General features: G+C 43.4%; 18 protein-coding genes and 4 tRNA genes. 10 read left to right on the forward strand and 12 right to left on the reverse strand.

Translation table 11 applies throughout. From position 1 onward, the window contains the following. Positions 1-51: 51 nt before the first annotated feature. The 8 genes from DEM91_RS00205 (at position 52) to DEM91_RS00240 (ending at position 3449) form a co-directional block, all read left to right on the forward strand. Positions 52-124, forward strand: a tRNA-Gly gene (locus DEM91_RS00205). 47 nt (positions 125-171) lie between these two features. Then, positions 172-253, forward strand: a tRNA-Leu gene (locus DEM91_RS00210). A 26-nt stretch (positions 254-279) separates the two neighbouring features. Next, positions 280-363, forward strand: a tRNA-Leu gene (locus DEM91_RS00215). A 25-nt stretch (positions 364-388) separates the two neighbouring features. Then, positions 389-461 (forward strand) — tRNA-Gly (locus tag DEM91_RS00220). A gap of 27 nt (positions 462-488) precedes the next feature. After that, complete coding sequence (locus DEM91_RS00225) at positions 489-1043, forward strand: hypothetical protein (protein WP_249857407.1); 555 nt, start codon at positions 489-491, stop codon at positions 1041-1043. Between the two features lie 27 nt (positions 1044-1070). After that, on the forward strand, positions 1071-1490 hold the full coding sequence (locus DEM91_RS00230; protein WP_249857408.1) for a single-stranded DNA-binding protein: 420 nt from the start codon (positions 1071-1073) through the stop codon (positions 1488-1490). 12 nt (positions 1491-1502) lie between these two features. Beyond that, a complete protein-coding gene (gldE, locus tag DEM91_RS00235) occupies positions 1503-2846 on the forward strand; it encodes a gliding motility-associated protein GldE (RefSeq protein WP_249857409.1) in 1344 nt (447 codons plus the stop codon). Between the two features lie 3 nt (positions 2847-2849). Beyond that, the gene (locus DEM91_RS00240) at positions 2850-3449 is read left to right on the forward strand and encodes a 4'-phosphopantetheinyl transferase family protein (protein WP_249857410.1); all 600 of its coding nucleotides are present in this window, start codon (positions 2850-2852) and stop codon (positions 3447-3449) included. Between the two features lie 80 nt (positions 3450-3529). Here the strand turns inward: DEM91_RS00240 and DEM91_RS00245 are convergent, their stop codons facing one another. From DEM91_RS00245 to hflX, 12 genes are all read right to left on the reverse strand, one after another. Next, positions 3530-3796: a PqqD family protein gene (locus DEM91_RS00245; RefSeq protein WP_249857411.1), complete on the reverse strand. Its 267-nt coding sequence runs from the start codon at positions 3794-3796 to the stop codon at positions 3530-3532. Between the two features lie 32 nt (positions 3797-3828). Further along, entirely contained in the window at positions 3829-4323 is a 495-nt protein-coding gene (locus tag DEM91_RS00250; protein WP_249857459.1) for a S24/S26 family peptidase, read from the reverse strand. Between the two features lie 44 nt (positions 4324-4367). Then, positions 4368-5267, reverse strand: a complete 900-nt coding sequence (locus tag DEM91_RS00255) for a hypothetical protein (RefSeq protein WP_249857412.1) — start codon at positions 5265-5267, stop codon at positions 4368-4370. A 96-nt stretch (positions 5268-5363) separates the two neighbouring features. After that, positions 5364-6038 carry a hypothetical protein gene (locus tag DEM91_RS00260; protein ID WP_249857413.1) on the reverse strand — a complete coding sequence of 225 codons (675 nt, stop codon included), beginning with the start codon at positions 6036-6038 and terminating at the stop codon, positions 5364-5366. Positions 6039-6064: 26 nt separating this feature from the next. Next, positions 6065-6928 carry an RNA polymerase sigma factor RpoD/SigA gene (locus tag DEM91_RS00265; RefSeq protein WP_025072528.1) on the reverse strand — a complete coding sequence of 288 codons (864 nt, stop codon included), beginning with the start codon at positions 6926-6928 and terminating at the stop codon, positions 6065-6067. Positions 6929-7051: 123 nt separating this feature from the next. Then, positions 7052-8083: a type I asparaginase gene (locus DEM91_RS00270; protein WP_102187804.1), complete on the reverse strand. Its 1032-nt coding sequence runs from the start codon at positions 8081-8083 to the stop codon at positions 7052-7054. Between the two features lie 26 nt (positions 8084-8109). Next, positions 8110-9528, reverse strand: coding sequence for a 23S rRNA (uracil(1939)-C(5))-methyltransferase RlmD (rlmD, locus tag DEM91_RS00275; RefSeq protein ID WP_249857414.1), 1419 nt, complete (start codon positions 9526-9528; stop codon positions 8110-8112). 1172 nt (positions 9529-10700) lie between these two features. Next, complete coding sequence (locus DEM91_RS00280) at positions 10701-12350, reverse strand: fumarate hydratase (RefSeq protein ID WP_249857415.1); 1650 nt, start codon at positions 12348-12350, stop codon at positions 10701-10703. Positions 12351-12409: 59 nt separating this feature from the next. Continuing rightward, positions 12410-15316, reverse strand: coding sequence for a M16 family metallopeptidase (locus DEM91_RS00285; protein WP_249857416.1), 2907 nt, complete (start codon positions 15314-15316; stop codon positions 12410-12412). A 151-nt stretch (positions 15317-15467) separates the two neighbouring features. Further along, entirely contained in the window at positions 15468-17324 is a 1857-nt protein-coding gene (locus tag DEM91_RS00290; RefSeq protein ID WP_249857417.1) for a DUF4954 family protein, read from the reverse strand. 287 nt (positions 17325-17611) lie between these two features. Further along, positions 17612-18070, reverse strand: coding sequence for a transposase (locus tag DEM91_RS00295; protein ID WP_249857418.1), 459 nt, complete (start codon positions 18068-18070; stop codon positions 17612-17614). Positions 18071-18532: 462 nt separating this feature from the next. Continuing rightward, positions 18533-19780, reverse strand: a complete 1248-nt coding sequence (hflX, locus tag DEM91_RS00300; protein WP_008123148.1) for a GTPase HflX — start codon at positions 19778-19780, stop codon at positions 18533-18535. Between the two features lie 659 nt (positions 19781-20439). On the opposite strand from hflX, the gene DEM91_RS00305 reads away from it, so the two are divergent. Further along, entirely contained in the window at positions 20440-22047 is a 1608-nt protein-coding gene (locus DEM91_RS00305; RefSeq protein ID WP_249857419.1) for a beta-N-acetylhexosaminidase, read from the forward strand. A gap of 23 nt (positions 22048-22070) precedes the next feature. Further along, complete coding sequence (gene nagB / locus DEM91_RS00310; protein WP_249857420.1) at positions 22071-22862, forward strand: glucosamine-6-phosphate deaminase; 792 nt, start codon at positions 22071-22073, stop codon at positions 22860-22862. Positions 22863-22881: the final 19 nt, after the last annotated feature.

Below are 22881 nucleotides of genomic sequence, written 5' to 3' on the forward strand. Positions count from 1 at the left end.
AAATATTACCTTTGCACAGCATTTAGGGAAATGCCCCTTTAGAGGGATGATGCGGCAATAGCTCAGTTGGTAGAGCACAACCTTGCCAAGGTTGGGGTCGCGAGTTCGAGTCTCGTTTGCCGCTCTTTTCTGAATAAACCAAAACGGAGATACGCTTTTTATCTCTCACTTGCCCAGGTGGCGGAATTGGTAGACGCGCACGTTTCAGGTGCGTGTGTTTCACGACGTGCAGGTTCGAGTCCTGTTCTGGGCACTGTTTTATTCAGAAAAAACAAGAATGGAGAGGTGGCGGAATTGGTAGACGCGCTACTTTGAGGGGGTAGTGAAAATTGTTTCGTGGGAGTTCGAGTCTCCTCCTCTTCACTTTTTGTTGTTCTTACGGTACGATGCGGCAATAGCTCAGTTGGTAGAGCACAACCTTGCCAAGGTTGGGGTCGCGAGTTCGAGTCTCGTTTGCCGCTCTTTTTTTTAGAGAAACATACTTATCAATGAATTTATACATCCGATATTTTGATAAAGAAGCATTAGTATATAATGTTGAAGAAGCTTTAGATTTTTTACGTTCCATTTCTGAAATTGATGTTGATGCTGCGTTAGAGAGCGACATTCGAGACTATGTGTCGAGTGATGTGTTCTATCCTAAACGTTATAAGGTTCGTCCGCGCGTCTACTTTATTCTTATCAAGACGACCGCAGAAACCATGATCGACTTCAAGCAGAAAAAGGCGTTACATCCCAATAATGCGCCACAAAACGTGATAGATAAGCGAGATTTGACCACCAACGTGATGACACGACTCACCAAAATTCAAGAAGGTTGGTACGAGGGCGTGTTGGATTTTAAGCGAGTGGTCATGATTCCAGCAACGGGAAAGCACGAATACAGAGACACACGCTTTGTGGCACGTTGCAAGGCAAACTCTGGACAGGACTGTTATAATCGGGTTGTGGATTATTTGAAGGAAAGGGTTGACGCACGTTCACAGTTCCCCTCTTCAAAAGGTAAAAGCTTTCGTTTTAAGTACTTAGGCATGTGGAAATAATCCGTCGTGCTAAAAAATTGTCAAGCTATGAATAAAGTTATGTTGATTGGTAATGTCGGTAAAGACCCCGATGTGAGATATTTTGAAGCAGATCAGGCTGTTGCACAAATCACACTTGCCACTACGGAACGTGGATATACCCTTCAGAATGGTACTCAAGTGCCTGATCATACAGATTGGCACACGATTGTTTTTTACCGTGGACTGGCAAAAGTCGTGGAGAAATACGTTCACAAAGGCGATAAACTCTATATAGAGGGTCGCATACGCTATCGTTCGTACGATGACCAACGAGGCATCAAACGCTATGTTACCGAGATATTGGCGGATAACATGGAGATGCTAACCCCTAAAAATGTAACTTCTTCACAACAAAAACCGTCGGAAACGCAGACAACGGAGACGACTTCTACAGCTGCGGACGATCTCTCAAAGGTTCCTTTCTAATTTGATATAATCTTGGATATCTCCTTTATCACTCAATCTTTTTCAGACGTTTACCTGCAAACTCCATCGGTAGGAGTTGTCTTTGCGGCTATTCTTGCTGCACTCTTGCTACTGTTATCGGGCTTTGCCAGTGGTTCGGAAATTGCTTTCTTTAGTCTTACACCCACGGACATCGCTGCCTTGGACAGTGAGAAAAATGTGCGCGATCGTAAAATAGAGCGGTTGCGTGAAGACAGTCAGCGCACTTTGGCAACTATATTGATAGCTAACAACTTTGTCAATGTAACCATTATCATGCTTTGCAACTATGTATTTGGGTCACTGGTGCATTTTGGACCATCGGCTTATTGGTTGCAATTCCTCATGATTACGGTGCTGTTGACATTTCTCTTGTTGCTTTTTGGCGAAATTATGCCGAAAGTGTATAGTCGACAAAATCCGCTCACGTTTTGTCGTAGGAGTGTAGATGGTATTTTGATTTTTCGCAAACTCTTCTGGCCAATTGAGAATGTCTTGCTCAGAAGTGGGGTAATTGCGGAACGTATGCTGCAAAAACAAAATCATATTTTGAGCGTAAACGACTTAGAACAAGCGTTGGAACTTACAGATAAGGAAGATATCAAAGAAGAACAGAGCATGCTGAAAGGCATTATACGCTTTGGAGACGAGACAGCGAAAGAGATTATGACACCACGTCAGGACATGCTCACGCTCGATATTAAGACCAAGTTTGCGAAGGTGTTACAATGTATTAAAGAGAATAATTATAGCAGAATTCCTGTTTATCAGGAAAACAACGACAACATCCGAGGGGTGTTATACATTAAAGACCTGTTGCCACATCTTGGTAAGCCAACAACGTTTCGCTGGCAAAGCCTTATGAGATTGCCTTATTACGTGCCAGGAACGAAAAAGATTGATGACTTGTTGCGTGAATTTCAGGAAAACAAAATTCACATTGCCATTGTGGTGGATGAATTTGGTGGTACCAGTGGGTTGGTAACGATGGAGGATATCTTAGAGGAAATTGTCGGAGAAATCAATGATGAGTACGATGAAGACGAGAAACCTTTCACCAAACTCAATGAGAACACGTATGTTTTTGAAGGCAAGACCTTGCTTTCTGACTTCTGCAAATTGCTGTCTCTCAATGACGATGAGTTTGAGGATGTGCAAGGTGATGCCGATTCTTTGGCAGGTTTACTCTTGGAAATCAAAGGAGATTTCTTGCATTTGCATGAACAAGTTGATTATAAGAATTATACCTTCGAAATTCTTGAGATAGAAGAGCGACGAATCAGTAAGATAAAAGTGGTGATTCATCGTGAACCTGTTCAAACTACAGAAGAAAACTAAAGCATGGCAGTGTTGTCAATCATACCGCTTGCTGCAGATGTTCAGTTGGGTATTTGGAAGATAGAAGAGCCAGCAACGATGTTGTTACAGCGTTTTCCACATTTGGAGAAGACGGTTGAATCCTATCACTCAATAGAAAGAAAGCGACAAAAACTTGCGGTCTATGCGCTCCTTTATGCCATGACAGGCAAGCAAGACGTATGGATTTCGCACGACATGAACGGCAAGCCTTTGTTGGAAAACTATCAAATCAGCATCAGTGATACGCACGGTTTCGCTGCCATTATCCTCAGCAAGTCTCGCATTGTGGCAGTAGACATCGAGTATATGAGCGACCGTGTGAGTAGGATTGTTTCGCGCTTCTTACGGTCTGACGAAAGCGCAAGCAAGGTGGAAGAGCAGTTGATACACTGGAGTGCGAAAGAAACAACATTCAAATTTTATTCTTCACAGCACTTGCAGTATAGCGAAATGCGACTACATCCTTTTACCGCAACAGCCCATGGGAGGGTTGAGGTAGACAACTTGAAAGCTGGAACCGTACTCGCAGTGAACTATGTGGTCACATCAGATTATGTGCTGACGTATGCTTTGGAGGAATAGACTCCAAAAAACGAAGGGCTTTGCGTATTTCTCACATAGCCAGTTGCACCTTCTTTATCGTATTTGAATGCGTCCAACGACTACTCGCAAATGCCCGCTTCTATCCATCGCTGTATTAACACTTCAACATCTTTGTGTGCAGTAGAAGCGTCCACATTATATTCTTCCATGAGAAGGCCTACTAAGTCGTCTATCGTAAATTCACGGTTTTGAATCTTCTCCCATAGATAGGCAGCCGAATCATTCATGCCTACGATGTGTGTGAAATCAATATTTTCTTTACCCTCTGCAGTGAGGATTTGCTCTCCACATATGTTACGGAGTTGGAAACCTGGTTTTGTTCTCATATTTTAGTTTTGCTTGTTGCTTATTTAATGATTTATAATGGTCCAAAATAGCGAACCCATATTCTGTAAGCCGCTAAGAGATAGCGACGAATAGGGTAGATTGCCATCCATATTTTCGAATAAACTCTGAACTTCAGTCCATTGGTGGCATCGAGTTGAGTACGACCTTTGCGATAGAAACCCAAAAGGAAACCCTTGAGTTGGTCAACAGTGCAGTGTTCTACCCCTATGTTTCCATCCCCTCGCAAGGTTACTTGTGCGCCTTCCATTTTTATGATACGGTGGATGACATAAGTCCCTTTTTGTACTTCTGCCAAGACAACGTCGCCCACTTTCCATGGACGTGGTGGCTTTCCTATCAATCCCTTGTCGCGTTCGTTTTCCAAAAAAGGCCGCATACTATAGCCTCTTAGGTCGATAGTCACGGTATGTCCGTCTTCAATGAGTTTGATGATTTCTGGTATAAAGGCACTGTTAGCAAGGAAGAGCTTCGTGGGTGATGTCTTTGGTTGTACGGATGGTTGCATGAAATTGGGACGAATAGCAGAGTTTGTCAAAATGGTTCACGCTCTTATTTTCGAGCAATGGCATGATTGCATACCTCTGCTGCTTCCCTATTTGGAAGACAGTGCAGTGTATATATCGGTGTCAATTCGATGATACGTGTAACTGTGTTACATACATTATTATTGACATCTTTGTCCCACCGCATACCAGAGCAGGAGGGGAGCAATATTGCAAACGCATTGATGGGCGAGAGGCGTTCGACACTATTGGTCAAAGCCCTGTCGATTTGGGTGATTGCTCCCAGCTTGGCTTTGATGTTTCGATAGCATGGTGTCTTACCACTCCAAGGAGTTCCATAGATGAAAACTTCATCATCAATGATGCGTATGGCAGGATTGTCATCGTTCATCAGGTCACAACCTTTGAGATAGCGCAGCCACATGCTTACCTGTGTGCTCTTGCCTGTGCCACTTTTGGCAGTGAAGGCATAGCCATAGCCGTTTTGTCTCACCAATGACGCATGAATCAGTAAGGTGTTGTATTTGCTGGCTGAATAGGCGAAAGCCATCATGATGGCATTGTTGATGCCATATCTACGCATGTTGTAATGACCATTGAGGGCGCAATCGAAACGGTAGAAATGCTTATCTGTCTGTAACAGACAACAGTCACGTTGATTAGTGTTCTTGATGATGTATTGATAGCCACCTCGCTTCAGCTTTTCAACAATGGTGTCACCGTTGCCAGTCTCAAAGTTTCTTATCAACTCTTTTTCCTCTTTCTTGGCAGGTTTCAACTCGTCATTCACATAAAGCTCAAGGAGTAGCGGTTGATCTGCAGAAGGCTTGGGACATTGAAACGGTAAATAAGAGGGAATCAGTTGGGGACTATTCTTCTGTGAACATTCAAAGTTGATGCTCAAATAGTGGTTGGCAATACAATAATAATAGCTTTGATATTTCATCCGTCAAATGAGTGGTTCAGTGTGAAAGAAAGCCTCAATGATGCCACTATCGTTTCGTGTCATCATCAAAGGTCGTGGAAAACTTGTAGAGTCTCCCTATTTCGTGGGTTGAGTTGCAGCTTGTCGTGTTGCTTCTTTGCGCTTGCGCTTGGCTTCTTTCTTTGCCTTTTTTGCTTCTTTCTTTTCGGCTTTCGCCTTTTGTTTAGCTATTTTGTCCCGATTCAAATCGCTTTCTTGTGGCACGATGCCTTTGTATAGAAAGTCTTGTAACGGTATAAATTTGATTTGATACGTGCCTTTTTTCTCGTAACGCTTACGCATCTTTAGATATTTCTTCTCGATATTCTTTTGCTTTTTGGCAAAGGTCGTGACGCAAGTAGGGTCAGCAATTCCTTTTGACTTCAAATAGTTCTGAAGTTGATAGGAGTAGTTTTCACGACTAAAGAGAAAATTAGATTTGCCAATATAGGCAGAATCAACATATTGTATCTCTGTGAGATACACTGTAGAATCATTAAACGAAGTGGCAAATCCAAAGATGTGCGCCCCCATAGGGCGGTTGTCTGCATGACTATTCATTGCGAAAAGGGCGGCAATGAATAGGGGTAGGAGTTTTCTAATGTTCATTATTGTTGTTACGTTGAATGGGAGCGTGCCTTCTAACATTCCCCTTTTAGAAGTTTGTTGCATCGCTCGAGCGTGCCTGTCTGCCTCAAAAGGGTTGTTGTTATGATAAAGTTTTCTCGCAGGCTCCGTTACTTGATTATCCATTTGTTGCAGGATAGCACTGACAATCCTTATCTTCCTAAATACGATTTGAGTTGTTTGTTTTTTGTATTCTTACGAAGTTTTCGCAATGCCTTTTCCCTTATTTGTCTTACTCGTTCACGTGTAAGTCCGTAGCGGTCACCAATTTCCTCGAGAGTCATCTCGGGTTGGTTGATGCCATAGAAGCATTCAATTACGTTACGTTCGCGCTCGTTCAGGGTATGCAGTGCGTCCGCAATTTCTTTTCTAAGCGATTCCATCACCAACTCATTGTCCGCCATGGGGATATCGCTGTCTGGCAGAACGTCTATCAGGCTGTTATCGTCGCCATCCGAGAATGGAGCGTCTACCGAGACGTGCTTCCCATTGGCTTTCATTGCATCGATGACTTTGTCCTCTGGGATATCAATTCTTTCGGCAATTTCACTCGAATTGGGACGTCGCTCAAACTCTTGTTCAAATTTGTTTTGAAGCTGATTGATTTTGTTCACCGAGCCAACCTGATTTAGAGGTAGTCGGACGATGCGACTTTGTTCGGCAATTGCTTGCAAAATGCTTTGTCGAATCCACCAAACAGCGTAAGAGATGAATTTGAAACCTCGGGTCTCGTCGAACTTCTCTGCCGCTTTGATGAGTCCTAAGTTGCCTTCATTGATGAGGTCGGGCAAGCTAAGACCTTGGTTCTGATATTGTTTGGCAACCGACACCACAAACCTCAAGTTGGCTTTTGTCAGTTTGTCAAGGGCTTTTCTATCGCCTTTTTTGATGCGCTGTGCCAACTCTATTTCTTCTTCGGTCGAGAGCAAGTCCTCACGTCCAATCTCTTGGAGATACTTGTCCAAGGCAGCACTCTCACGGTTGGTAATGGATTTTGTGATTTTCAGTTGTCTCATTTTAGCCTGAACCAATTTGATGGTTGTTGCAAATGTAATGGTTTTTGTGTAACTGAACAAATTTTAGTCATAAAAAGTATGTTCCTCGCACACCAACCTTTTGCACTTGTCCTTTCTTTGTTTTTACCGTGTAATCTCACCAGCTATGGAGCGGTTCATTTCTTGGCTAATGATTTGTGGGTCATCGTACTTCCCTTGCAGGAACATCAGTTTGGTAAGCGCTGCCTCTACCGTACTGTCGTATCCGCTAATGACACCAGCATTTTTCAGTTGATAACCTGTATCGTAGCGCGTCATCTCTACATAACCCGAGATACACTGACTGATGTTCACCACGATGATGCCACGGTTGGACGCTTCGTGCAGCAGTTTTGTGAGTCCGTTTCGTTGAGGGGCGTTCCCACTTCCGTAGCTTCGCATGATGATGCCTCGCAAGGTGGGGACTTGCAGGATAGGTTTGAAGATTTCTTCTTCCAAGCCTGGAAACAACGAGAACACCATTACATGTGAATCGAGTTGTGTATGTGGCACCATTGGTTTTGAGTAGTCGGGCTTTAAGATGTGATGTTCTTGAAAATTGAAGTTCACTCCTGCATTGCACAAATGTGGAAAGTTGAAGGATTCAAAAGCATCCAAACCATCGGCATTCTGCTTGGTACTTCGGTTGCCCCGTAGTAGTCTGCCGCTAAAATATATGCACACCTCTGGCACCATGGCTGTTCCGTCTTCATGATGGGCTGATGCCAATTCAAGGCTCGACAACAGATTTTCTTTCCCATCCGTTCTTAGTTCGCCGATGGGTAGCTGACTTCCTGTAAGAATGACGGGCTTGGTAAGGTTTTCAAGCATAAACGAAAGCGCCGAAGCCGTGTACGACATCGTGTCTGTACCATGCAGGATGACGAAGCCGTCATACTTGTTGTAATTTTCGCTGATAATATTGACCAACTTTGCCCACATCGTAGGATCCATGTCACTGGAGTCGATGGGTGGGTCAAACTGATAAATTCCTACATCGGTTTGTAGCAAATCAAACTCTGGCACGTTTTCCACGAGGTGACGAAAGTCGAGCGGTTCCAATGCGCCTGTCTGTGCGTTCTTGCCCATGCCGATAGTACCACCGGTGTAAATGAGCAATACTTTATTTGTTCTCATATTCTTAGATTTATATTAGGTGTGTGTTATCGTTGCTCTAACAGCACCACATTTTCCACGTGTGGTGTGTGTGGAAACATATCCACTGGCTGCACCGCCTCAACTCGATACTGTTCGTTCAGCACTTCCAAATCGCGCGCTTGCGTGGCAGGGTTACAGCTTACATAGACAATACGCTTGGGGGCAGCTCTCAAGATGGTTTGTATCACGTCAGGGTGCATTCCTGCTCGTGGTGGATCGGTGATGATGACGTCGGGTTTTCCATGCTGCTCAACGAACTCATCGGTCAAGATGTCCTTCATGTCTCCAGCATAAAACAAGGTGTTCTCAATGCCATTGCACTTCGAATTCGCCTTGGCATCGGCAATAGCGTCCTCCACATATTCAATGCCAATCACCTGTTGGGCATGGCGTGCCACGAAGTTGGCTATCGTACCTGTGCCAGTGTACAAGTCGTACACCAACTCTTTTCCTGTGAGTTGCGCCAGTTGACGTGCCACTTCATACAGGTGAAAAGCCTGCTGGGTATTGGTTTGGTAGAAACTTTTGGCTGCTACCTTGAATTGTAGCTTGTCCATCATCTCCGTGATGTGGTCTTTGCCTTTGAACACTTCTACCGTTTGGTCGCTGAAGGTGTCGTTGCATTTTTGGTTGTTCACATAGAGTAGCGATGTAATTTGTGGGAAGCGGTCGCCGATGTGCTGCAACAAGTCGTGTGCTCGTTGCTCATCTCCTTGCTCTTGGAACTTGAATTGCACGAGCACCATCCACTCTCCAGTACTGGAATTGCGAATCATGATATCTCGCAAGAGACCTGTCTGTTCCCTCACATCAAAAAAACTGATGCCATTGTTCAAGGCATAGTCGCGAATCTCATTTCTGATTTGGTTGCATAGGTCATCCATGAGCCAGCATTTCTCGATAGGATAAATCTTGTCGAAAGCGCCCGTGATGTGAAAACCAATGGCATTTTTGTGGTCAAGCTGTACACCACTGTTCACTTCTTCCTTGGTGAGCCATCGCTTGTTGGAACAGCTAAACTCTAACTTGTTGCGGTATTCGTAGATTTTTTCAGACCCCAAGATAGGGCGAAAGTCGGGCAATTCCACCTTTCCTATGCGTGTCAGCTGGTCGTGCACTTGCTTTTGTTTTGCCTTAAGCTGGTCCTCATACGGCAAATTTTGCCATTTGCACCCGCCACAAATGCCAAAGTGTTGGCACACGGGTTCTGCTCTACGTTCACTATATTTTATAAATCGCACCACCTCTGCTTCACAATAGTGATGCTTTTTCTTACGCACTTGCAGGTCGACAACATCGCCCGGAACGGCAAAGGGAACAAAGACCACCATGTCATTGACACGTGCCAGTGATTTGCCCTCAGCAGCTACATCTGTAATGGTTACTCCTTCGAGGATGGGTAATGGTTTCTTTTTTCTTGACATCTTGCTTTTTTGAGCAGGTAAAATTACAGCAAATTCAGTAAATTACCAAACAATTGGGCAGGTTTCTATGCGAATGTGGAAGAAATGTGGAATTTGAGACACGCATCCTTTATTGAAGAGCGGTTGCTTAGGATGAAAAACCATCTTTGCTCTTTGGTTTCAACCCTCTATCTAACGGCATTGAAACCCTCAACTGTTCCAGTTTTTGCCAGCCCAATTTTTGTTCAATCAATGCGCTACGTTTTTGCCATTTTTGGTAAACATGTGCTCTTGCTTTTGTCCTATCATTTTACCAAAAAACGGTCATCTAAAATCTGCAAAATAGAAAAAATCAATAGGCAAATGCCCAACAAAAATGGGCTGATTTTCACAAAATAAACGTCTCTTGAAACTAAAACATTGACTTAACGGTTTTAGAAACACGCTTTAGAACTGTTATTCACATGACCTAAGAGCATTAAAGCATGCAAATAGCAGGCTTATCTCAATGCTTTAGCCGTTGAGAAAGGGTAAAAATGGGAACAAATGAAAGTGATTTAATCGTAATAGTTTGTGTAACAATAGATTATGAAACTTGCTCAAAATTAGCGTATTTGCGACCAACTTTGCGGTTGGTTGTTTTTATGCGAGTTTTGAGAGGTACTTTGTAAAGAAAATTCAGCATTTATTTTACGTTCTTGCAACGTATCAACGACCACTAAAGAGGACACGGTTCTTACATTTAAGGGCAATGTTTTTCAACAACGAATGAAACGAATGAAACCAATCAACTAAACAAGACAATGAACGCAAGCGTTCTGCGAATGAAACAAATCTATTGACATTAACATGTTGTGTTTGCTTGCTAAATTCGCTTTATTCGGTGAACGCCTGCGTTCATTGATTCCAGCCGTCAGATTTGTGTCATTTGTTTGATTTGTTGTTGAAACAAAAGAACATGATTGTTTCTGACAATAAACGATTATTTTAAGTGAAAGCGACCTGTGCAGCGGATGTTTTTCGATGTAAAAATATGAATCTTCAAAGTACGAACCAAAGGTGCGAGACGAGGCGGAGAAGAAAAGAAATCGCCAGTCTCTTGCAGAAACTGGCGATGATTGACTGCCAAGTATAGATGCTAAATGAATCCTAACCGTGGCAATAGACTTACTTCTTGTGTTGCTCTATATGTACTACTTGTTGCAGCAGGGCGTCCAAGGTTTCAGTTGTTTGAAGAAATCATTTCCCTTATCGTCTACTAAGATGAAAGCAGGGAAGTCGACAACGTCGATTTTCCAAATGGCTTCCATGCCGAGTTCGGGATATTCCACGCACTCAATGCTCTTAATAGAATTCATCGACAGCACAGCAGCAGGACCGCCAATGCTACCCAAATAGAAACCTCCGTGCTTTTGACAAGCATCGGTCACCACTTGTGTGCGGTTGCCTTTGGCAATCATTACCATCGAACCACCATGATCTTGGAACTCGTCTACATAGGGGTCCATGCGGTTTGCGGTAGTAGGACCCATACTGCCACAAGGCATTCCCTCTGGAGTCTTGGCAGGACCAGCATAGAGAATAGGGTGGTTCTTGAAGTATTCGGGCAACTCTTCGCCTGCATCGAGACGTGCTTTGAGCTTGGCATGTGCGATGTCGCGTGCCACGATGATAGTACCGTTGAGACTCACACGTGTAGATACGGGATATTGCGACAGCTCTTTGCAGATGTCTGCCATGGGTTGATCGAGGTTGATTTTCACTACATCGCCTTCACCAGCTTGACGTAATTCCTCTGGAATGAGCGAACCGGGATTTTCGTCCAACTTCTCTATCCACAAACCCTCTTTGTTAATCTTGGCTTTGATGTTGCGGTCTGCCGAACAGCTGACGCCCATTCCGATGGGACACGATGCTCCATGGCGTGGCAAGCGTACCACCCGAATGTCGTGAGCCATGTATTTACCACCAAACTGAGCACCCAGTCCAATCTTGTGTGCTTCTTCTAAAAGTTCCTTCTCTAATGCTACATCGCGGAAAGCACGTCCTGTCTCATCCCCAGAGGTGGGTAGGTTGTCATAATAATGAGTAGACGCTAACTTCACGGTGAGCAGGTTTTTCTCTGCCGAGGTGCCTCCAATGACGAATGCAATGTGGTAAGGAGGACAAGCAGCTGTACCCAATGATTTCATTTTCTCTACCAAGAAAGGAACCAAGGTGCCAGGGTTTTGGATAATGGCTTTGGTCATTTGGTACAGATAGGTCTTGTTGGCAGAGCCGCCTCCCTTGGTGACAAACAAGAATTTGTATTCCATTCCCTCGGTTGCCTCTAAGTCAATCTGTGCAGGAAGGTTGCATCTGGTGTTCACCTCGTCGTACATATTGAGGGGTGCATTCTGTGAGTAGCGCAGGTTGTCTTGTGTGTAGGTGTTGTAAACGCCACGAGAGATGGCTTCTTCATCGCAAAAGCCCGTCCATACCTGTTGTCCCTTTTCACCGTGTACAATAGCCGTACCCGTGTCTTGGCAAAGTGGCAGTTTGCCTTTTGATGATACTTCTGCATTGCGCAAGAAGGAGAGTGCCACATACTTGTCGTTGTCCGAAGCCTCAGGGTCAGTTAAAATCTTCGCTACTTGTTCGTTGTGAGCGCGGCGCAACATGAAACTCACATTGTGAAAGGCTTGTTGGGTGAGCATGGTTAAAGCTTCTGGGGTTACCTTTAGAATGGGTTTGCCCTCAAATTCGCCCACCGATACGCCATCGTTGGTCAATAAATAGTACTCTGTGTCATCCTTGCCCATCTGAAACATGGGCGCATACTTGAAATCAGGTGTTTTTGCCATAATGTTTTGTTGTTATGTTTTATAGAGTTATTTGTTATTGTTTATGCTGTGATGTTTGTTTAGTAACCAAAGATTTCCTCGGTAGTAAGATGCTTGATGTTGCCTATCTTTTGCAGTGCGTTGATATTCAAATTCTTCTCATCTCCCAAAATAATATAATGGTATGGCTTGTGTGCCATGTGTTTTACTTCGAAATCAACAATGTCTTGCAAGGTGATGGCAGGCAAAGCGTGGTAAATCTTTTCTGCCACATCATAATCAATGCCTTTTTCCTTGGCACTATGATAAGCTTCGAGCACACCGCTCCGAGTGATTCTGCGGCTTGCCAATTGCTTTGTAAGTCCTTGTTTTGCAATTTCAAAGGCTGCCTGACTTTGTGGAATGGTGTCTAAGATGTTGTTGAACACCTTGATGCAATCCATCATTTTATCGTTTTGAGAGATGATATAGGTTTGGGCATATTCGGGATGTCCTTTCAGTGGACTATTGTTATAATATGCCGATGCGCTATAAGCCAAGCCTCTTGCCTCGCGTAACTCTTGGAAGACAACGGTGTTCATGCCTCCTCCAAAGTATTCGTTAAATAGTGCTCCCACTGCTAACAGTTTCTCATCGAAGGGCTTGTTTTCGTTATGATACATCAACATATAGATGTTTTTAGCCTTGTATGGGGCTATAAATACTTGGTTCTGTGGGGTAGTACGCTCTTGATACTCTTTATTTTGTGGAGTTGGCCACTTCTTTTTGGCATGATGATACAACTTGTCGAGGTCGTTGGATAGCTGCTGCACGCTTGTTGGACCGTAATAAAGGGCGGTGTGTTCGTACTTCCGAAGCGATTGAAACAAATCGACCAAATGTTGTGGTTGCAATGCTTTCAGTTCCTTTTCGCTAACGATATTGCGGACATCGTTATAAGGTCCGAACTTCACGTAGTTGATTAAGGCATTGAAGTTTTTCTTTTGATCTTGTTTGTTGTCCTGTCTTGCTTTCAATACTAACGCAACATACTGTTTGTATGCCGCTGTGTCGGGTTGGGCATCGGTCATCAGTTCGTTGAGAAGTTGGAGCGCTTTCGGCATATTTTCATCCAATCCAGATAGTTTAATGGTGATGTTACGTGGCTTTGCTGATATGTAGAGACTACATGCCAACTTGTATAATTCGCGCTTGAAGTCTTTTGCCGACTTCTTCGATGTGCCTAAATATTCGATATAGTTGCACGCCTCGTCGTACTCTTTGTTTGCTGTTGTGCCGAAATCCCATGTCAATGCAAGGTTGAACAGACCGTCCTCACTGTTGTGTTTGTAAACAATAGGTAACTTCTTCTTCGTCTTCGTGAAGGTGAGGTCGCGTTTGAAGTCGAGGAACTGCGGTTGAATGGGAGTGGTATGTGTATTTCGTATGTTATTTAAGAAGGCACTACTCTCGTTGCGATTGCTTGGGATAGGCGTGATTTGTGGCTTGTCTATTTTCTTTTGCGTGGTGTCTTCGCCTTGCTTCTTGTACACACATACAAAGTTATCTTTGAAATGTCTGTTGGCAAAAGCAATAATATCTTGCTTAGAAATCTTTGTCAATCGGTTGAGTTTGTTCACTACATCTTCCCATTTTTGCCCATTGATGAAGGCATCGGTGAACATCGAAACGCGCGAACGGTTGGATTGTAACGATTGATAATATTCGCGTTTGTAGTTGTTGAGGATAGAGAGCAGCAGGTCATCGGCAAACGCTCCCTGCTTTAACTTATCAACCTCCGACAACAACAAGTGCTTCACTTCGTCCAAGGTTTGCCCTTCTTTCGGCATTCCTATGATGCAAAAGGAGCTATAGTCAGCGAGAGGATTGATAAAAGTACCACTTTCAAGCACTTGCATGCTTTGATTGAGGTTCAGGTCTAACAGTCCTGCGTGTCCATTGCTCAATATTTTATCCACCAAAGTGAGGGTGTCATTTTGCAGTGATGCGGCACCATCGAACTTCCATGCCATGAGTACATTCTCGGCTTCTAAGCCTACAACTGTTGTATCTACGCTGGCTTGCAAAGACGGTTGGGGTGCAAAAGTGGGGTAAGACAGTGTCTCGCTCTTCTTCCATGTGCTGAAATAGCGCTCCAAAACGGTCATCACCTCGTCGGGATTCAAGTCACCTGCCATACAGATGGCAATGTTATTGGGTACATAGTAGCGTTTGAAATAGTTTTGAATGTTTACAATCGAGGGATTTTTTAGATGTCCTTGTGTGCCAATCGTGGTCTGTGTGCCATAGGGATGTGTTGGAAACAGCTTGGCATTGAGTGCATTCCATTCCTTTTCACTATCGTTAGCTAAGCCGATATTATACTCCTCGTACACTGCTTCCAGTTCGGTATGGAAGCCTCTAATCACCATATTTTGAAAGCGGTCGGCTTGTATCTTTGCCCAATTCTCTACTTCGTTGGCAGGAATGTTCTCAACATAGCAGGTGATGTCGTTGCTCGTAAAAGCATTAGTACCCTCCGAACCAATCGATGCCATAAGTTTGTCGTACTCGTTAGGAATGTTATAAGCAGCAGCTAATTGTGACACACTGTCTATTTCATGATAAGCTTTCTTACGCTCGGTGGGGTCGGTGAGCAAGCGATATTGCTCGTATCGCTCGGTAATCTCTTGGAGATAGGGGGCTTCTTTTTCGGCATTGGTAGTGCCAAACTGCTTTGTTCCCTTGAACATGAGATGCTCTAAGTAATGCGCCAAGCCTGTGGTTTCGGCAGGATCGTTTTTACTTCCTGTCTTTACCGCAATGTAAGTTTGAATGCGTGGTTTCTCTTTGTTGACACTCAGGTAAACTTTCAGTCCATTATCGAGGGTGTAAATACGGGTTTTCATGGGGTCGCCAGCCACCGTTTTGTAGTTGTACGACTTGGCTGATGCAATGCTTGTAATGAGCAACAAAGCCAAACTGAGCGTGAATTTTGCTATTTTCATTGGGTGAGTTATTGAGTTTTTAAGTTTTTGAGTTATTGAGTTGAAGTTCTTGAGTTATTGAGTTGAAGTTCTTGAGTTCTTGAGTTGAGTTTATTGAGTTGTTGAGTTTTTAAGTTTGTGAGTGATGAAGTTTTTAAGTTTTTAGTGATACTTACTCTTCATAATCCACTTCATGATCGAGTTTGTTTAAGAAATCATCCAAGACATTTTGCTCAACATCGCCCATGGCAAACTCTTTTTCAGCATCTTTCCGAATGGCAGCAATCCAAGTACGACGTGCTTGGATGTAGTCTTCTCGAATGCGATCGGCGTCTTGCGGGGTAATGGTGTTCAAATGATAATAGTCCAAAATGAGTTGATAAGTCCATGCCCATTGGTAATCTCGATAATGTTCGTTGATATCCTCAAAGCGTTGTAGCACGTCTTGAATAGACTCTAAGTTGCCGTTTTTGATATCCTCAATCAGGCGTTCTTCTTCAGAAACGGGCAGAAGTAATCCCGATAAGTCCGTCCATTGTCCTGTTCCCACAGTGCTGGAGGGTGGAGTTAGGTTGGCATCTCGCTTTCGCACGCGCTTCAATACGGCACCCATATAGATGCGAAGTGCCATGTCATAATTCTCAATACCTTTTTGTAGCGAATTGGATTTGATGACATAGTTATAGTAGTTGTACAGTGCTACTTCATTGCCAGAGGCATCTTGCAGCTTTTCCAATATTTTCTTTCCTTCTATTATCTCACCTACAGAGTAAGGAGAAAGCCAGTCAAAGTTGACAATACTTTTCAGTGTGCCTTGTGGTCTTAGGTCTCGTTTGGGCCATTTCCTGATATCACGATACAAACCCACCGTGGTGATATTCCGTCCTGGTGAGAGATACATGATGTCACTATAAGCTTTGAGATAAGAAAAAGGTAGACAACTGGTGTCGGGGTGGTACATCAGCTTGCCAAAACATACCGAGAACGTGCCAATGTTGGCTGGCATTAGCAGGTAAGCACCGCTGGCTGTCTTGCATCCTCGTTGTAAAGTACCATAGTGCATTGGTCCCATTTTGTAGGCATGATTGCTGAAGTTCGTGGCAGAGCCTGCATTGTAAAACGAAAACATGCCACCAATGAGCAAACTACTCTTATGGTGACTGGCTGTGAACGGGCCACAGAAGGCGGCGCAGGCTTCACCATTGGACATATAACTGTTGGCGAAAAACACACTCGCTGATGCAGTAAACCCATTACTTATCTGACAGGCTTCGCCCACAAAGCAGTCTTGCATCTTCACACTATTGATAATGGATGAGCCATAAGAGATGATAGAGTTTTCACAAATCACTCCCGTGCCGATATAAACACTGGCATTGTTCGAGCTTAGAATGGTACAATCGCTCAGTCTGGAGGCTCCATTGATTTCGCATTCGTCAAAGATAACGGTATTCGAAATCTCTTTCGTATTGACAATTTTCACGTTGTTGCCAATCCATCCCTGTTCGGGAGCGTGTAGATTTATCTCCTCTTTGATGAGTCTTCTTATCGCCTCTTTGAGCGGTTTGTCGTGGAAATGTTGCACCATGAATGCAGCGAGCTGACTGTTGAGGTCTCTGAACAGCACCACATTGCCGTCGCCCACCTCGTTCAATACAGACACTAAGTTGCCTTCTCCATAGGTAGCCCCCTCTGAGGTTTCGAGCGTACAGACGTTCGAGATGTAGCATCGGTCACCAATGGTATAGTTGTTGATGTAGTTGCCAATGTTTTCTACCAGACTGTTGTCACCGATGGTCACGTTTCGCAGCGTTGCGTTGTTGATGCCCGAATGTTTGAAAAAGTCTCTACTCACTTCAATGGTGTCGTCGAAAGCACCAATGTAAACTTCTCCATACAGCATCACACGATGCATGTAATTGGGCTTGAACCCTTCGGCTACGTGAATGTTCGCCCATTCCTCTGCCCAACAACTTCTTTCCTCGAGGATGCGAATCTCCTCTTCTGTCAGTTTACGGTATTCTTTCATACATTATTTATTTTATTATCTTGGTTCCTTTTGCTCTTTCAGAGCGCAAGTTACATTTCCTTGTTGCCCCAGGGCGTTGCCCTGGGCTGTATTCCTTTTGGGGCTTCGCCCCGTCTCTGCGCAAGCTATTTGTCTACATCGTCCGCTTATACCTGTTTACTTATCTATCATCAATTGAATGTTGTTACTCCTTTCCTTTTTCATTCGTCCACTTATTCCTGTTTATTTATCTATCATCAATGTGCAGACCGTAAGATATGTACTTACACAGAAAGAGCGGTAGGGGGTCAATCTGAAAATATATATTGTTGGTCATACTGGATATGATATGCTTCTAAGAAATGTTTATATTCATCTGCGAATGATAATTTTTGATGATGCTGATGTTGGTTTTTAATATAATGTATAGTCTTGTCAATTTGTGATTGACTCACTGAAAATGCTGCATATCCATGTTGCCATGAAAATTTCTGATAATGAACGTCTATAGTTTTTATCCATTTGCTACTTTTTCTCTTAATTTCTTCAACTACATGTGCAACACTTTCTATATTGGAAAGTGTGAATAAAATGTGTATATGATTGGAAATACCTCCAACACTCAAGACTTTGCAGTTTGTTGCTAAATCCACGAGTTTTGCTAAATATTCATGAATACGACTCAAATCATTTTCACGAATACAAGGGCTATCGCTTTTGATATGAAAAATCAAATGTATATATATTTTACATAATGATTGTGCCATATTGTTTCCATCCTTATTTTCTTAGTCCCTTTTGCCTCTATGAGCGCAAGTTATTTGTCATAGTTTGCCGAAAACATAGCCCAAGCAATGTTCTCTTTGGAACTTAGTTCTATTTTCCGTGCAAGATTTTTCTCCACTTCATTAGCTTATTTGTATTTCTCTTTTTTTATATTATTTAGAGACATCGCTCTTTTGTTGAATTGTTACATATTCTGTGGTGAGTTGCTTGCTATATGTCCTTCTTTACTTCATTCAGTTTATCGTCCTTCTCTGATTGTTTTTACGGCTACGATGCGGACCGAAGGTCCAGTAGGAACTTAGCCCAGGGCAGCGCCCTGGGTAGAGAGTTGCAGGGGGTTGACGCTCTGAAAGAGCAAAGGGAGGCATTGGTTACATATTTTATAGTTGATTCTCTTCATAATAAAAGGTGGAGCATTGAGCCGCTGCATAGAGAGTTGAACGTTATTCTTCTATGGGATATAAAAAATCATTGTAGGGATATTTTTGTACATGGAGCCGGCGAACTTGTTGATACAACACCTCTTTGAATTCGTCTATGTTCAACTTTTTCTTGGCAGAAATGAAGAGACACTGGTCGTTGAGCCGTGCCATCCATGTTTGTTTGAGTTCATCGAGGGTGATATTCTCTGCGGTGGAAGGTGTCAAGTCGTCCGCATCTTTAGGTACCCAAGTGTAATTATCTATTTTGTTAAAGATAATCATAGAGGGCTTTTCTGCACATCCTAACTCTTTCAGCGTGTTTTCAACGACATGAATTTGCTCTTCAAAGTCGGGATGAGAGATGTCAACTACATGCAGCAGCAAGTCTGCTTCTCGCACTTCGTCCAAGGTAGACTTAAAAGAATCGACCAAATCAGTGGGTAATTTCCGTATAAATCCAACGGTATCAGCTAAAAGGAAAGGCAGATTTTCAACCACTACTTTACGAACAGTGGTGTCGAGTGTTGCAAATAGCTTGTTTTCTGCAAACACTTCGCTTTTGGAAAGCAGGTTCATGAGCGTTGATTTTCCTACGTTGGTGTAGCCCACCAATGCGACTCGTATCATGCGCCCACGGTTTTTGCGCTGCGTCGTCTTTTGTTTGTCAATCTGTTCCAGTCGTTGTTTTAAGAGAGTGATGCGTTGTAGGATGATTCGTCGGTCCATTTCTAACTGCGTCTCACCAGGTCCACGAAGTCCCACAGAACCCTTTCCGCCGCCAGAGCCTGACCCTCCGCCTTGTCGTTCCAAGTGAGTCCACAACCGTTGCAAGCGAGGGAGCATGTAGCGATATTGCGCCAACTCCACTTGTGTTTTGGCATTGGCTGTCTGGGCGCGCATGGCAAAGATGTCGAGGATGAGCGATGTGCGGTCTAAGATTTTCACATCCAACGCTTTTTCGATGTTCCTTATCTGCTTGGCGGATAGTTCATCATCAAAAATAACCATGCCCACAGGGCGCTCGTTTTCTGCTTCTTCGTCAATATATTGTTTGATTTCTTCCAATTTTCCTTTGCCTACATAAGTCACAGCATTAGGTCCGCCTGCCTTTTGAGTGAAACGCTTCACGGTTTCTGCCCCTGCGGTATCTGCTAAGAACTCCAATTCGTCGAGGTACTCGTTGGTTTTAGCCTCGTTTTGTTCTTGCGTGACGATACCTACCAATACCGCTGTTTCTGATTTGGCTTCGGAAATAACAAATTCTTTCATTTATATATAATGTGATTTCATGCAAAGGTACAATAAAGCCCCAAAAGCACAAAATAAAACACTCTTTTTTCTTTTCAAGATTGATTGCCATTCCATCTTGGTCAAGGCATCTGTTGCTTTTGTACTATTATTTTACCAAAAAACGGCTCTTGAAAATCTTCAAAATAGAAAAAATTAATAGGCAAGCCATATACAAAAATGAGCTGATTTTCAAAAAACAAACGTCTCTTGAAGCTAAAACAACGACTTAACAGGCTTGTAAACACGCTTTAGAGGGGTTATTTGCATGACCTAAGAGCATTAAAGCATGCAAATAGCAGGCTTATCTCAATGCTTCAGTCGCCAAGAAGTGGTTAAAAAAGGAATGAAAAGACAATATGTAAACATAACATTTTGAGTAACAACGAATTATGAACATTGCTCAAATTTCGCATATTTGCGACCAACTTTGACGTTTGTTGTTACGACGCGAGTTATGAGAGGCACTTTGTAAAGAAAATTCAGCATCTATTATCATCCTGTGCAGTTGAACACCATTTTTGCAGATGAATACTAAAAAAACTAAAAATGCGAAATGATTGTGGAAATTGAGCACCTCAACAAAGGTGTTTTATCAGAATAAAGTTGTATCTTTGTCATTCATTTAATACGATATAAACATGAAAACAAAAATGATTACCTTACTATTGGTGTGTGGTATGATGTCTTTCTTTTCCGCTTCTGCTCAGAATGTGGCAGACTATCAGATTGTTCCCATGCCCAAAGAGTTGTCACTCACTACGAAGAAGCCCTTTGTTCTATCGGCTTCCACCTGTATTTACAGTCCTGCAGGAGACATGGATTTGCAGCGCAATGCCCAGTACTTGTCGGAGTATATTCGTGAGACGACGGGCTTGCAACTCAATTGTGTGACGAAGAAAACCAAACAAGCGATTTCTTTAACCATAGATTCTAAAATTAAAAACGATGAAGGATATGTGCTGTCCGTTACACCTCAAGGAGTGACGGTGGCTGGAAAGACGGCACGTGGTGTGTTCTATGGACTGCAAACTTTGCGCAAGTCGCTCCCGGTTGCAAATAACCTAACGGAAGTGATGTTGCCAGCAGTTGTTATCAAGGATGCTCCTCGTTTTGGCTATCGTGGTGGAATGTTGGACTGCGGTCGCCATTTCTTCTCTATCGACTTCGTTAAAAAATATATTGACTTGTTGGCTTTGCACAACATGAACGTGTTTCACTGGCATTTAACCGAAGATCAGGGTTGGCGCATTGAAATCAAGAAATATCCCGAACTTACCAAGATAGGCTCTATACGCAAAGAAACAGTAGTGGGACGCAATTCAAGCGTGTGCGACGGAGTGCCTTATGGCGGTTATTACACACAAGAACAGGCGCGCGAAATCGTGAAATATGCTGCCGACCGTTACATTACTGTGATTCCCGAGATAGATATGCCTGGCCACATGCTTGCTGCTATGGCAGCTTATCCAGAGTTGGGATGCACGGGTGGTCCTTACGAAGTGGCAAAAACATGGGGCGTGTTTGAAGACGTTTTGTGTTTGGGCAACGAGAAAACTTACCAGTTCTGTGAAGATGTTTTAGCCGAGTTGATGGATATATTCCCCTCGAAATATATCAATATAGGTGGTGACGAAGCTCCTCATGTGCGTTGGGAAAAATGTCCAAAGTGCCAACGTGTCATGCAAGCACAAGGTTTGACAGCTAAGAAGTTGCAAGGTTATTTCACTAATCGCATTGAAAAATTCATCAATAGCAAAGGTCGTCGCCTCATAGGCTGGGATGAAATCTTAGATGGAGATATCAATCAAAGTGCTACTGTGATGAGTTGGCGTGGGGTAGAGCCCGGTGTAAAGGCAGCCATGGCAGGTCACGATGTCGTGATGTCGCCTACTACTTATGCTTATTTCGATTATTACCAGACCGATAAGACTTTTAACGAACCATTACTCATTGGCGGAAACCTGCCTATTGAAAAGACATACAGCTATGAGCCATTGCCCAACGATTTACCAGCTGAGGCACGTGAGCATATCATTGGTGTACAATGTAATCTTTGGACGGAGTATATTCCTTATCCAAAGTTGGCAGAATATCAAGTGTTGCCACGCATGGCAGCCATTGCAGAAATACAATGGTCGGAACATAAGAAGGACTTCCCTGAGTTTAAGAACCGTTTAACTCGTTTGACGAAGTTCTACGACTTGTATAACTACGAATATGCCAAGCATCTTTGGAATAAAAAATAATCATTCAACGAAATATTAAGAACATGAGACTTATTATTGAAGAAAATTATGAAGCGCTGTCAAACTGGGCAGCAGAGCACGTTATTGAGCGCATTCGTGCGTTCAATCCTACCGCTGAGCGTCCTTTTGTGTTAGGACTTCCCACAGGCTCTTCGCCAGAGGGAATGTATGCACGGTTAGTTAAAGCCAACAAGGAGGGAAGAGTGTCGTTCAAACACGTCATCACCTTTAATATGGACGAGTATGTTGGTTTGCCCGAATCGCATCCGGAAAGCTATCACTCGTTTATGGCACGCAATCTGTTTGATCATATCGATTGCCCGAAAGAGAATATCCATATTCTCAACGGAAACGCAGAAGACTTGGAAGCTGAATGCAAAGCCTACGAAGAAAAGATTGCTGCAGCGGGTGGCATCGATTTGTTTATTGGAGGAATTGGTCCAGATGGACACATTGCATTCAATGAACCATGCTCTTCACTTACATCGCGTACTCGTATCAAGACCCTCACCAGTGACACTATTATTGCCAACAGTAGGTTCTTTGATAACGACATCAACAAGGTGCCTAAACATGCGCTGACAGTAGGTGTGGGGACCGTGATGGATGCGAAAGAAGTCATGATACTCTGTAATGGCCACCACAAGGCTCGCGCTTTGCAAGCTGTAGTTGAAGGTCCTGTTACCCACTACTGGACGATTAGTGTGTTGCAGCAACATCCTCACGGCATTATTGTGTGTGACGAGCCTGCTACCGACGAATTGCGTGTGGGAACGTACCGCTACTTTAAGGATATAGAGAAAAACAATATTTAATTAACCGAGGGCTTGTACG

The organism is Prevotella sp. TCVGH (assembly GCF_023522295.1).
GTDB classification, from domain to species: Bacteria; Bacteroidota; Bacteroidia; order Bacteroidales; family Bacteroidaceae; genus Prevotella; species Prevotella timonensis.